Origin of the sequence: Flavobacterium sp. SORGH_AS_0622, from assembly GCF_030818825.1 — a bacterium.
GTDB lineage: Bacteria > Bacteroidota > Bacteroidia > Flavobacteriales > Flavobacteriaceae > Flavobacterium.
Map to the genome: position 1 here is coordinate 4231078 of NZ_JAUTAX010000001.1, position 12276 is coordinate 4243353.

The window sequence follows — 12276 nt, forward strand, 5'->3', positions numbered from 1 at the left end:
GGCGATACTAAAAAAGTAATCGCCTTATGTATGTTTATACAAACATTATTTTTTGTGTCTAGGTTCGCTAGAAACAGTTAATTTATGTCTTCCTTTTGCTCTTCTACGCGCTAGAACTTTTCTTCCATTCGCAGAAGCCATTCTGTCCATAAATCCGTGCTTATTTCTTCTTTTTCTTTTCGATGGTTGAAATGTTCTTTTGCTCATTGTTTTGTATCTTTAAAATGGTATCTAATATCTCTTTTTCTAGTTTTCGATATCGTTGCTCAAAAACCGAGTGCAAATATACAAAGACTTTTTTTTCTGGCAAGTAGTTTTATAAAAATATTTTTAATTCCTTTTACTATCTTTGCAATCACAAATTTACATTAATTATGTTTCACAAAAATATTAAACTTATTTTGGCCGGACTTCTTGTTGTAGCTGGCATTTGGCAATTTACAGAAAGTAATATCGGAAATGGTATTTTCCTTATTTTACTAACTGCAATTCCAATTTTTCTTTATTTTAAAAACGAATTTATCCTTTTAGCTTTCCTAAAATTAAGAAAACAAGATTTTGAAGGTGCTAAAAAATGGCTATCATATATTAAAAATCCAGAAGGAGCATTAGTAAGAAAGCAGCAAGGTTACTTAAATTACTTACAAGGAATCATGTTGTCTCAAACAAATATCAACCAAGCTGAGAAACATTTCAAAAAAGCTATCGAACTTGGACTATCAATGGACATGGATTTAGCTGTAGCTAAATTGAACCTTGCAGGGGTTGCCATGTCACGCAGAAGAAAACTTGAAGCGACTAATTTATTAAACGAAGCTAAAAAATTAGACAAACAAGGAATGCTGAAAGAGCAAATTTCTATGATGAAAGAACAAATGAAGAAAATCTAACGATTTTTAAATTTCAATATTTAAATCCCAAATTCTAATTTACTGGTGTTTGGGATTTTTTTTGTCATTGCGAGGAACGAAGCAATCTCACAACACATATTAAAGCTTTATTAATGATAGTGTGGTTGCTTCGTTCCTCGCAATGACAAGATCGCGATTAAATTCTTATGCAAAACTTTGTCAAGGTTTAAAAACTTGGAATTTGGTCCCGAAGCTTCGGGATAAAATTGGAATTTAAATCTTTTAGTCTTCCAATATAATAGAAGGCAGATTCTCATTCAGCCATTTATATTTATTGAGAATCATAATATGGGTTCCGCCTTTTACGATAATACACTTATTGATATATTTTATTGGAAAAACCTCGTCTTGATCTCCGTGAATGTGAATTACATTTTCATCAATTTGATTTCTATCCCAGCGAATCACACTTTCTACAGCCCATTGCAGATAACCTAAATCACGGACTGATAAAAACTTCTCGTAAAGTTTAATCCTCTTATTGACTTTTTCGCCAAATGAAAATTTAGCCAATTTTTCAATATTTAAAATCAACTGCATCGGAATTAATTTATATGCTTTTGTGCTCTTCCCTATTTTCATTCTTCTAGGAAACTCCGCATTGCTTCTTACACTGGATATAATAATAACTTTTTGAGTTTTTATATGTTTCGAAATTTCCTGAACTAAAATTCCGCCAAAGGAAACACCAATTAAAACAGGGTTTTCATGTTTTATCTTTTCACTAATTCGAAGCGCATAATCTGAAAGTGATTCTTTAGGCTTGGGAATCTCCCACTCCAAAAGAAACATTTCAAAAACATCTTCATCTAATTGTATTCTTTCAAAAATAGACGAACTTGCTGCCAGACCCGGCATAAAATAAACTGGAATTTTACTCATATTATTAAAATGAAATTACCTTATGACATTTATTTTAAAAAAATAAAGTTACTTTTTAATATCATCTTAATCAAATTTCGCTCCATATTATTACTTCAACTTAAAAAAATAAACTTAGAAACAATTGCTTAAAGTTTATCTCTTCAAAAAATAATTTAATATTGAAAATCAAATGATTACCTTTGTATTTGAAATATTTTTTGGCTTTAAAATCTTATAAAGAATTTTCTGTCAATACTATTTCAATTCCCAAATTCAATTTATAAACATAACCTTAAAAGAAATTACTATGGAAACTTTTGTAACTATGGAAATCAAAGACAACACTTTTGCACGCCAATTTGAAACTGTCGTACCTGAAGGAATGCTGGCAGTTGAATACTCATTTCAAGAAAAAAAAATCTTCTTAACCAAAATCAACACACCAGATTCGTATCAAAATGAAGAAGCGATCAATGCTTTGCTTAAAAACATCCTAGAATTAAGCTCTGAGAAAAATTACAGAGTTGTTCCAATTCATCCAAAGATTGTTTCTTTTTTCAAAAAAAATCCTAGATATAAAGAACTGCTTCCTCCTGGAATTAGAATCTAAAAATATCCAATAATTCGGAGCCACAATCCTCCAATTACCATATAAATAAAGAGCATAACTAAACCAGTTATAAGTCCTTTGACCCACCAGCTCTTTAAATCAACGTAGCCGCTCCCAAAGAAAACAGGTGCCGGACCATGACCATAATGCGTTAATGTTCCGTATAGTGAACCTATAAAACCAAGCATAAAAGCAAGCAGCAGTCCTGGAATTCCAAGCGAAACTCCTACGCCAAGCAATGCCGCATACATTGCCGCTACGTGTGCTGTTGCACTTGCAAAAAGGTAATGACTAAAAAAGTATACAAGCACAATAATTGGGAAAGCCATCTGCCAGCTTAATCCCCCAATTTCTGTTTTTACAAGATCACTAAACCATGCAATAAAACCTAATTCGTTGAGCGAACTGGCCATCATTACTAAAACAGAAAACCAAACTATTGTATCCCAAGCCCCTTTTTCGGCTTTTACATCATCCCAAGTTAAAACCGAAGTCAGCAATAAAATTACTAATCCTATAAATGCTGTTGTTGTCGCATCAATAGAAAATAAATCTCCAGTCATCCAAAGAAAAAGAAGTATAAAAAACGTCAGCAGCATCATCCATTCGTTTCGGGTTATTGCTCCCATTTCTTTTAATTTCTGAGATGCAATCTGCGGCGCATCGGCTGTTTTTTTCAATTCTGGAGGATAAATTTTATACAACACAAACGGAATGACAAAAAATGCACATAAACCTGGAACAATCGCCGCAGCTGCCCACGACATCCAAGTTATTTTTATTCCTAAATTAAGCGCAAATTTTTGACACATCGGATTACTTGCCGTACCTGTTAGAAACATTGAAGATGCTATCAAATTCATATTATAACTATTTAAAGTCAAATATGAACCTAATTTCCTGTGTGTTTCGGGCTGATCAGGCATTGAGCCAAAACTCATAGCCATGGACTTCATGATCGGATAAATAATTCCTCCTCCTCTTGCTGTATTACTCGGTACAGCTGGTGCTAATACTAAATCAGCTAGTCCTAAACCATAAGCCAATCCTAAAGAACTTTTTCCGAATATTTTAATGAATAAAAAAGCAATTCTATTTCCTAAACCTGTTTTGATAAAACCTCTGGCTATAAAGAATGAAATTCCAATTAACCAAATTACTTTATCTCCAAAACCTCTCAAGGCCAAAGTAATCGATTTTCCTGGATCGCCTGGAGCCAAAACCTGTGACATTGCCGTTAATGCAATTGCAATCATACACATAGTCCCCATAGGAGCTGCTTTTAGAATAATTCCTAAAATTGTGGCTACGAAAATGGCAAATAAATGCCACGCTTCTATTACAACGCCATTTGGTGCAGGAATTAACCAAATTGCAATTCCAATTGCCAGCGTTATCAGGGTCTGAGGAATTTTTACTTCTTTCATAAAAAACAAAATTTAGGTGAATTAAAGTCGGAGTTGTAATTGAATTAAGAATAAATCATCATTATAGGTTGATGTATCTGGAATACTTCTATCAAATCGATCAATTTCAAATCCCAATTCTATTCGACCCGTATAGGCTTTTCCAAATTCTAAACTTACCATTGGCGTATAGGTCTGCCTTACATTTGAATTGACCTTATAACTAGGATCAAATGTTTCGTAACGACATGATAATTCTAAAGCAGTCAATTTTTTGTAGTTTACAACATATCTCAGATTTGGCAGAAAATAAATCCCTCGCATTTGATAATCGGCAACATTATCTGTTCTGCTTTCTACTGGCAGAGAAAAATATAAGTTATGATTTGTTCCTTGTTTGTATTCGATTTGAAGATCGAAAGTAAATCTGTCTGTAAGTTTAAAATCACTGGTTATATCTGCACCAATTGCAAAAACATCTTCTTTAAACACTTTTCCGAAACCTCCGTTTAAACCCAGATTAATTTTATGTTCTTTTGATAATTCGAAAACCCATCTTGTAGAATATTGTTTTCCATTATCCTTATCCATTTCTACATTTTTTCCATTTCCATTTAATACAGAAACAGCGTAATTGACTGGAATTTTTCCGATATCGAAAGCTCCAGTTGCGGAAGCTCCTATCTGAAAGCTGGTCCATCCATTTTTTCCGAATTCGTAATATTGATTTGAAAAGTCAAATGATTTTATAATATCCACCGGAACAAGCTCTTCTATACCAAATGCAGGACGGAATTGCCCTCCTGTTAGAGCAATGTATTTACTAAAAGTATATTTTCCATAGGCATTTTCCAAAACTTTACCTTTTGTATCCGATTTAAAATCAGCTAAATTGACTAGGATCACAACTTCTGTTGCTTCACTTAATTTGGTATTTAAACCAACACGCATTCTTTTAATATCAAAAGACTGCTGTGTAACATCACCAGTAGAGTGGTGAACCCCTAAAACATCAACATTATCACCAAAACTTTCTAGATATCTTGCCTGCAAAAGACCTTTGATTTGGTATTGTGGATATTTTACCTCGTTTTCTGGCTTTTCAGTTTTTCCACTTTCATTTACATCGTCTTGGGCTTGCAGCAAAAGCGGAGTTAAAAAGAAGAAAAAAACAATTGGAAATAGTAGAATTTTATTCATAGACTTCAAATAGATAAAATATTAGTTTTTTATACAACTGAATTCAAATCAGAATTATGCTTTTTGAAAACCAAAAAGCTAACTACTTACAGCTAAAACGAAATGGGACTACTAAAATAGCAAAAAAATACATCTCTTGTAAAAAAAGTTGCATTAAAATAATGTTACTAAAAACAAAAAAAGCACAAGAATTAACTTGTGCTTTTAATTTGAATCTATTTTGATTTATTTTTCGATCTCTCTCATAGAGTCCATTTTCTTATGAGCAAGGAAACCTGCAACATCTTCAAAGTGTTCTTTTACTCTTTTATTTCCGAACTCAAAAACTTTAGTTGCTAAACCGTCAAGGAAATCACGGTCGTGAGAAACTAAGATTAAAGTTCCGTCAAAATCACGAAGCGCATCTTTGATAATATCTTTCGTTTTCATATCCAAATGATTCGAAGGCTCATCCAGAATCAATAAGTTTACAGGTTCCAACAATAATTTTATCATTGCCAAACGTGTTTTTTCTCCTCCTGAAAGCACTTTTACTTTTTTGGTAATGTCATCACCTTGGAACATGAAAGCACCTAAAATATTTTTAATTTGTGTTCTAATATCTCCAACTGCAATACTGTCAATTGTTTCAAAAATCGTTGCGTTTTCATCTAGTAAAGCCGCTTGATTTTGAGCAAAATATCCAATTTGTGCATTATGTCCGATTTCAACACTTCCAGAATCAACACCAATTTCTTTCATTATGGCTTTGATCATGGTCGATTTTCCTTCGCCATTTTTCCCAACAAATGCCACTTTTTGACCACGTTCGATTACAATATTTGCATCTTTAAAAACAACGTGATCTCCGTAAGATTTAGACATTTCTTTTACAATAACAGGATATTGTCCAGAACGCGCTGCAGGCGGGAATTTTAAACGCAATGCCGAAGTATCTACTTCATCAACCTGAACAATTTCAAGTTTCTCCAGCATTTTTACGCGAGACTGCACAGCATCTGTTTTAGAAAATGTTCCTTTAAAACGATCAATAAAAGCACGATTTTCTGCAATCATTTTTTGCTGTTCATCGTATGCTTTCTGCTGATGGATACGACGGTCTTTTCTTAATTCTAAATAGTGAGTATATTTTGCTTTGTAATCGTAAATTCTTCCCATTGTAACCTCAATAGTACGATTTGTAATATTATCTACAAACGCTCTATCGTGCGAGATTACCACAACAGCTTTAGCTTGATTCAACAAGAAATCTTCTAACCATTGAATACTTTCGATATCCATGTGGTTCGTTGGCTCATCCAGTAAAATCAAATCTGGTTTTCTCAATAAAATCTTAGCCAGTTCGATACGCATTCTCCATCCTCCAGAAAATTCAGAAGTCTGACGTGTAAAATCTTCACGTTCAAAACCTAAACCAACTAATATTTTTTCAACTTCAGCTTCGTAATTTACTTCTTCAATAGCATAAAATTTTTCGCTTAAGTCAGAAACTCTCTCGATCAATTTCATGTATTCGTCACTTTCATAATCTGTACGAACCGTTAACTGTTCATTGATTTCGTCTATTTCAGATTTCATTTTAAAAATCTCACTAAAAGCTTTAGATGCTTCTTCCATAACAGTCGCACCATCTTCAGTAAGTAAATGCTGTGGCAAATAGGCAATTACCGCTTCTTTGGGAGCAGAAATACTTCCAGTTGAAGGTTTATTTACACCAGCAATTATTTTTAAAAGTGTCGATTTTCCCGCACCATTTTTACCCATAAGGGCAATTTTATCATTCTCATTGATAGCAAAAGAAACATCGCTAAAAAGTGTAGTTCCACCAAACTGAACCGAAATATCGTTAACTGTAATCATTTAGATTTTTAGATTTTAGACTGCTTAGATTTTTAGATTTCTACGCAAGTATTTTTTTGAAAGCGCAAAGATAGATTTTAATTGGATAATGTACCAATTAGGGAATTAGAAAATGTGACAATTTGATAATTAGATCATTTGTTTAATTTGAAAATGTGTCGTTTTTAAAATTCACAACAAAACAAAACCCGACAGGTTTCAAAAACCTATCGGGTTTGCTAAAATTATCTCATTCTCAAATTGACTAATTCTCTAATTAAATCAGTCTTTTCTCCATTTTTTGGTTTCTTCAAAAACGTGTTCTAAAATTGCTTGTTCCGTTTCATCAAAATCAATATTTCGTCTTGACAGAACCAATCTTGCCGTTTCAAATGCTTTTTTAGTTACATAAGTCGTAAAACCCGCTGCACCTCCCCAAGAAAAACTTGGCACAAAATTACGAGGAAAACCAGATCCGAAGATATTGGCACTTACTCCAACAACAGTTCCGGTATTAAACATTGTATTGATACCACATTTACTGTGATCTCCCATCATTAAACCACAAAACTGAAGTCCTGTTTTTGCAAAACCTTCCGTTTCATAGCTCCACAACTTAACCTCTTCGTAGTTATTTTTCAGGTTTGAATTATTAGAATCGGCCCCTATATTACACCATTCGCCTAAAACAGAATCTCCTAAAAATCCTTCATGTCCTTTATTTGAATTTGCAAAAAGAACAGAATTCTTAACCTCTCCTCCTATTCGGGATCCTGGCCCTACAGTTGTCGCTCCGTAAACTTTGGCAGACATTTTTACTATTGCATTTTCGCATAAAGCAAAAGGCCCGCGGATTACAGTTCCTTCCATGATCTCCGAATTCGCACCTATATATATAGGACCGTTCGAAGCATTTAAAGTTACAAACTCCAATTTGGCTCCTTCTTCGATAAATATATTTTCAGGTGCAATTACATTAACGCTTTTTGGAATTGGCTGCGATTTTCGATCTTCTGTCAAATAATTAAAATCCTGACGGATCGCTGCATCATTTTTAGAAAAAATATCCCAAGTATGTTCAATAGTTATACAGTCATCATTGTACTGAATAATTTCATAAGAATCAAAATCGACTTCTTCTTGGTTTTCGGTTGCAAAAAATGCAATTACATCTTCTCCTTTAAAAATGGCCTGATTTTCGGTTAAGTCAGAAATCATCTCTACGAGTGTATCATTTGGCAAATACGCTGCATTGATCATTACATTTTCTTCCATTTCAACCATTGGAAATTTTTCCGATAAATATTCTTCGGTAATAGTGGTAATTGTTGAACCTAAACGTTTTTCCCATTTTTGACGGATGGTCATAATTCCGACCAAAATATCAGCCACAGGCCTCGTAAAGGTAAAGGGTAATAACGCATTCCGAACGGGCCCGTCGAAAAGAATGTAGTTCATAAATAATTGAGTGTTTGTTAAAATTTGATTTGGTTACCTGACCCCAAAGTTACAAATATTTTACGGGTTTACTAAAAAACCACTTTAACGAAAAGTAATATTTAACGCATAAAAAAAGCCTTCCAGATCTGGAAGGCTTTTGTATAATGTAAAACAGCTATTATTTTTTAGCGTGTTTAGCGTATTTAGTTTTGAATTTATCAATACGTCCTGCAGTATCGATAAGTTTAGATTTACCAGTATAAAAAGGGTGAGATGTTCTAGAAATCTCCATTTTTACAACTGGATACTCAACTCCGTCAACTTCAATTGTTTCTTTTGTATCTGCAGTAGATTTAGTGATAAAAACGTCATCATTTGACATGTCTTTAAATGCAACTAATCTGTAATTTTCTGGGTGAATTCCTTTTTTCATCTTTATCTTTTATTTATTGTTTGGAGTATTTTTATTTTGAAGCTTTTTCATGGTTAGAAAAAGGTGTAAACAAATGATACTCTTTTTGTTTAAAAACTTTTAATTATTTTTGAGTGTGCAAATTTACAATTCTTTTTTAATAAACAAATACTTAGCCCACTTTTTTTTAGTTTATTTCGAAAAGCTTTTTTTATCTCCGATTATAGTGGGAATTACTATATTTGTGGATTAATTTTAAAACATATAGAAATATGATTAATGAAGTTATAAAAAAGAACGGTATTACTTATGGTGTAATGATTGGTATTGCATCTGCTTTGGTTACTGCAACGATATATGCTGTTGATTTAAACCTCTTTACAGCTTGGTGGATGGGTATAATTGGAATAGCAATAAGTCTTACAATAAGTATTATTTTGCTTTCTAAAACAAAGAAGGAATTAAATGGCGTTTTTACTTTCAAAGATGCTTTTACCACTTATTTTATAGCTGCAGTAATCGGTATTTTGATTTCTACAACTTTTAATATTATTCTATTTAACGTAATTGATCCAGGAGCTAAAGACACTTTAAGCGAAATTATGATCAAATACACTGTAAATATGATGCAGAAATTTGGTGCTCCAGCTTCAGGTATTAACGAAGCAGTTGCTAAAATGAAAGAAAGCAGTCCGTACTCTACTATAGAACTAGCAAAAGGATCTGTTTTTGCAATTGTTATCAGTGCAATTTTCGGATTAATTTTCGCTGCATTTTTTAAAAGCAAAACTACACAAGAATAAAAATATAAATGAATTTATCTATACTTATACCGCTTCTAAACGAGGAGGAATCACTTAAAGAACTTTATACTTGGATCATTAAAGTGATGCAATCTAACAATTACTCTTATGAAATCATTTTTGTAGATGATGGTAGTACAGATAATTCTTGGCAGATAATTGAAGGTTTTTCTAATGAAAATCCGAATGTAAAAGGCATTCGTTTCATGAAAAACTTTGGAAAATCGCAGGCTTTACATGCTGGTTTTGCTAAAGCAAAAGGCGACGTTATTATTACAATGGATGCCGACCTGCAAGACAGTCCAGATGAAATTCCTGAATTGTACGAAATGATTACAGCTCAGAAATACGATTTGGTTTCAGGCTGGAAAAAGAAACGCTACGATTCTGTTGTAGCCAAAAATCTTCCTTCAAAATTATTTAACTGGGCTGCCAGAAAAACTTCTGGTGTTGAGTTAAACGATTTTAACTGCGGATTAAAAGCCTATAAAAATGTTGTTGTCAAAAACATTGAAGTTTCTGGCGAAATGCACCGTTACATTCCTGTATTGGCTAAAAATGCCGGTTTCGGAAAAATTGGCGAAAAAGTGGTAATTCACCAAGCTAGAAAATATGGTGAGACCAAATTTGGAATGGAACGTTTTATTAACGGATTTCTTGATTTGATCACTATTTGGTTTTTATCACGTTTCGGAAAAAGACCAATGCACTTATTTGGCGCAATGGGATCAATAATGTTTATAATCGGATTTTTGTCTGCCGGATATATAGGCGTTTCAAAACTATACCATATGTATAACGGAATGAAATATACTTTGGTTACAAATAATCCGTGGTTCTATATTGCTTTGACTACAATGATTTTAGGAACTCAGCTTTTCTTAGCTGGATTTTTGGGTGAAATTATTTTAAGAACCAAAAACAATGAAGAAAGATATAAAGTAGCACGTGAAGTAAATTTTTGACACAAATCAGGAAAAAAAAATCTTTTTGAGTCAAATTAATTTTTGAAGAAAAACTACCTTTATTTAAAACATAAAAGAAAATTTACATGAATATAGCACCTAATATTTTAAATGCTGTAAATGAATGGCTGACACCAACATTCGATCAAGAAACACAAGCTGCTGTTAAAGAATTAATGACTACTTCACCAAAAGAACTTGAAGAAAGTTTTTATAAAAACTTAGAATTTGGAACTGGAGGTATGCGTGGCGTTATGGGCGTTGGAAACAACAGAATTAACAAATATACGCTTGGAAAAAATACTCAGGGTTTATCTGATTATTTACACGAAGTTTTCCCAAATGAACCTTTAAAAGTTGTCATTGCTTACGACTGCCGTCATAACAGTAATACTTTGGCAAAAGTGGTTGCAGATGTTTTCTCTGCAAACGGAATTCACGTTTATTTGTTTTCTGACTTAAGACCAACTCCAGAATTATCTTTTGCACTTAAGTACCTAGGGTGTCAATGCGGAATCGTTCTTACAGCTTCTCACAATCCGCCAGAATATAACGGATATAAAGTGTATTGGCAGGATGGCGGACAAATTGTACCTCCACAAGATGCAGCAATTATTAATGTAATCGAAAATCTAGATTACGATAAAATTAAATTCAACGCAAACGAAAGCTTGATCCAGTATATTGATACTGATATTGATAAAGCATTTATTAAGTCATCTATCGAAAACGCAAGTTTTAATACTCCTGCAGAAGCTAAGGACAATCTTCATATTGTTTTCACTTCATTACACGGAACTTCAATAAAATCAATTCCAGATACTTTATCTCAGGCTGGCTACAAAAATGTTCATATTGTACCTGAACAGGCAGTTCCAGACGGAGATTTTCCAACTGTAAAATCACCAAACCCAGAAGAACCAGAAGCTTTAACAATGGCTTTGGCTTTGGCAGATAAAACAAATTCTGATATTGTTGTAGGAACAGATCCTGATTGTGACCGTTTAGGTGTTGCCGTTAGAAATAATGACGGCAAAATGATTTTGCTTAACGGAAATCAAACTATGGTTTTAATGACTTCTTTCCTTTTGAAACAATGGAAAAAAGCAGGTAAAATAAACGGAAAACAATTCGTTGGTTCAACAATCGTTTCCACTCCAATGATTATGGAATTGGCTACAAGTTATGGTGTTGAATGTAAAGTTGGTTTAACAGGATTTAAATGGATCGCAAAAATGATCAAAGATTTTCCTGAACTTGAATTTATCGGTGGCGGTGAAGAAAGTTTCGGATTTATGGTTGGCGATGCGGTTAGAGATAAAGATGCAGTTGCTGCGACGTTATTAATATGCGAAGTTGCTGCACAGGCAAAAGCTGCCGGAAGCTCTGTTTACAAAGAACTTTTACAACTGTATGTTGAAAATGGTTTTTACAAAGAATTTTTAGTTTCATTGACTAAAAAAGGAATGGAAGGGTTACAAGAAATTAATCAGATGATGATTGATTTACGTAAAAATCCCTTGAAAGAAATCAATGGTCAGCGTGTGATTATGGTTGAAGATTATCAATCATCTACTGCATTGAATTTGTTGACTAATGAAGAATCTACGATGGATATGCCGAAATCGAATGTATTAATTTATTATACAGAAGACGGTTCTAAAATTTGCGCAAGACCAAGCGGAACAGAACCAAAAATTAAATTCTACATCAGCGTAAATGCCGAATTAGAATCTGTTCAAGATTTTGATGCTGCCGAAAGTTTCTTAGATCAAAAAATACAGAATATCATTGCAGATATGCAATTGAAATAATAAAAATACAAA

General features: G+C 33.1%; 12 protein-coding genes. 5 read left to right on the plus strand and 7 right to left on the minus strand.

Annotated features, from left to right (window positions below; genetic code table 11):
- Positions 1 to 45 precede the first annotated feature (45 nt).
- The gene (rpmH, locus tag QE431_RS17985) at positions 46 to 207 is read right to left on the minus strand and encodes a 50S ribosomal protein L34 (protein ID WP_008464848.1); all 162 of its coding nucleotides are present in this window, start codon (positions 205 to 207) and stop codon (positions 46 to 48) included.
- A gap of 167 nt (positions 208 to 374) precedes the next feature.
- On the opposite strand from rpmH, the gene QE431_RS17990 reads away from it, so the two are divergent.
- The gene (locus QE431_RS17990) at positions 375 to 890 is read left to right on the plus strand and encodes a hypothetical protein (RefSeq protein ID WP_057117767.1); all 516 of its coding nucleotides are present in this window, start codon (positions 375 to 377) and stop codon (positions 888 to 890) included.
- A gap of 243 nt (positions 891 to 1133) precedes the next feature.
- On the opposite strand, the gene QE431_RS17995 is transcribed toward QE431_RS17990, so the two are convergent.
- On the minus strand, positions 1134 to 1793 hold the full coding sequence (locus QE431_RS17995; RefSeq protein WP_307298786.1) for an alpha/beta hydrolase: 660 nt from the start codon (positions 1791 to 1793) through the stop codon (positions 1134 to 1136).
- Between the two features lie 289 nt (positions 1794 to 2082).
- Here QE431_RS17995 and QE431_RS18000 point away from each other — a divergent pair, with 289 nt between their 5' ends.
- Positions 2083 to 2385 carry a GNAT family N-acetyltransferase gene (locus QE431_RS18000; protein WP_230406408.1) on the plus strand — a complete coding sequence of 101 codons (303 nt, stop codon included), beginning with the start codon at positions 2083 to 2085 and terminating at the stop codon, positions 2383 to 2385.
- On the opposite strand, the gene QE431_RS18005 is transcribed toward QE431_RS18000, so the two are convergent.
- The 5 genes from QE431_RS18005 to QE431_RS18025 all read right to left on the minus strand — a co-directional run bounded on the left by QE431_RS18005 (position 2382) and on the right by QE431_RS18025 (position 8703).
- Entirely contained in the window at positions 2382 to 3812 is a 1431-nt protein-coding gene (locus QE431_RS18005; RefSeq protein ID WP_307298792.1) for an anion permease, read from the minus strand. The two genes, QE431_RS18000 and QE431_RS18005, sit on opposite strands and share 4 nt — an antisense overlap.
- Before the next feature lie 21 nt (positions 3813 to 3833).
- Positions 3834 to 4991 carry a porin gene (locus tag QE431_RS18010; protein WP_057117763.1) on the minus strand — a complete coding sequence of 386 codons (1158 nt, stop codon included), beginning with the start codon at positions 4989 to 4991 and terminating at the stop codon, positions 3834 to 3836.
- A 225-nt stretch (positions 4992 to 5216) separates the two neighbouring features.
- Complete coding sequence (abc-f, locus tag QE431_RS18015; protein WP_057117762.1) at positions 5217 to 6851, minus strand: ribosomal protection-like ABC-F family protein; 1635 nt, start codon at positions 6849 to 6851, stop codon at positions 5217 to 5219.
- Between the two features lie 261 nt (positions 6852 to 7112).
- Positions 7113 to 8288, minus strand: coding sequence for a GlmU family protein (locus tag QE431_RS18020; RefSeq protein WP_307298796.1), 1176 nt, complete (start codon positions 8286 to 8288; stop codon positions 7113 to 7115).
- A gap of 160 nt (positions 8289 to 8448) precedes the next feature.
- Positions 8449 to 8703 (minus strand): type B 50S ribosomal protein L31, encoded by a 255-nt coding sequence (locus QE431_RS18025; protein WP_011921626.1) that lies wholly within the window; start codon positions 8701 to 8703, stop codon positions 8449 to 8451.
- A 251-nt stretch (positions 8704 to 8954) separates the two neighbouring features.
- Here QE431_RS18025 and QE431_RS18030 point away from each other — a divergent pair, with 251 nt between their 5' ends.
- The 3 genes from QE431_RS18030 (at position 8955) to QE431_RS18040 (ending at position 12264) form a co-directional block, all read left to right on the plus strand.
- Positions 8955 to 9485: a DUF4199 domain-containing protein gene (locus QE431_RS18030; RefSeq protein WP_134142493.1), complete on the plus strand. Its 531-nt coding sequence runs from the start codon at positions 8955 to 8957 to the stop codon at positions 9483 to 9485.
- 8 nt (positions 9486 to 9493) lie between these two features.
- Positions 9494 to 10450, plus strand: a complete 957-nt coding sequence (locus QE431_RS18035) for a glycosyltransferase family 2 protein (protein ID WP_057117759.1) — start codon at positions 9494 to 9496, stop codon at positions 10448 to 10450.
- Between the two features lie 86 nt (positions 10451 to 10536).
- Positions 10537 to 12264 (plus strand): phospho-sugar mutase, encoded by a 1728-nt coding sequence (locus QE431_RS18040; protein WP_307298805.1) that lies wholly within the window; start codon positions 10537 to 10539, stop codon positions 12262 to 12264.
- Positions 12265 to 12276: the final 12 nt, after the last annotated feature.

Coding starts and splice junctions, on each gene's coding strand:
- QE431_RS18030 (WP_134142493.1), top strand. CDS start 8,955: ATGATTAATGAAGTTATAAAAAAGAACGGTATTACTTATGGTGTAATG.
- QE431_RS18020 (WP_307298796.1), bottom strand. CDS start 8,288: ATGAACTACATTCTTTTCGACGGGCCCGTTCGGAATGCGTTATTACCC.
- QE431_RS18000 (WP_230406408.1), top strand. CDS start 2,083: ATGGAAACTTTTGTAACTATGGAAATCAAAGACAACACTTTTGCACGC.
- QE431_RS18040 (WP_307298805.1), top strand. CDS start 10,537: ATGAATATAGCACCTAATATTTTAAATGCTGTAAATGAATGGCTGACA.
- QE431_RS17990 (WP_057117767.1), top strand. CDS start 375: ATGTTTCACAAAAATATTAAACTTATTTTGGCCGGACTTCTTGTTGTA.
- QE431_RS18005 (WP_307298792.1), bottom strand. CDS start 3,812: ATGAAAGAAGTAAAAATTCCTCAGACCCTGATAACGCTGGCAATTGGA.
- abc-f (WP_057117762.1), bottom strand. CDS start 6,851: ATGATTACAGTTAACGATATTTCGGTTCAGTTTGGTGGAACTACACTT.
- QE431_RS18025 (WP_011921626.1), bottom strand. CDS start 8,703: ATGAAAAAAGGAATTCACCCAGAAAATTACAGATTAGTTGCATTTAAA.
- QE431_RS17995 (WP_307298786.1), bottom strand. CDS start 1,793: ATGAGTAAAATTCCAGTTTATTTTATGCCGGGTCTGGCAGCAAGTTCG.
- QE431_RS18010 (WP_057117763.1), bottom strand. CDS start 4,991: ATGAATAAAATTCTACTATTTCCAATTGTTTTTTTCTTCTTTTTAACT.
- rpmH (WP_008464848.1), bottom strand. CDS start 207: ATGAGCAAAAGAACATTTCAACCATCGAAAAGAAAAAGAAGAAATAAG.
- QE431_RS18035 (WP_057117759.1), top strand. CDS start 9,494: ATGAATTTATCTATACTTATACCGCTTCTAAACGAGGAGGAATCACTT.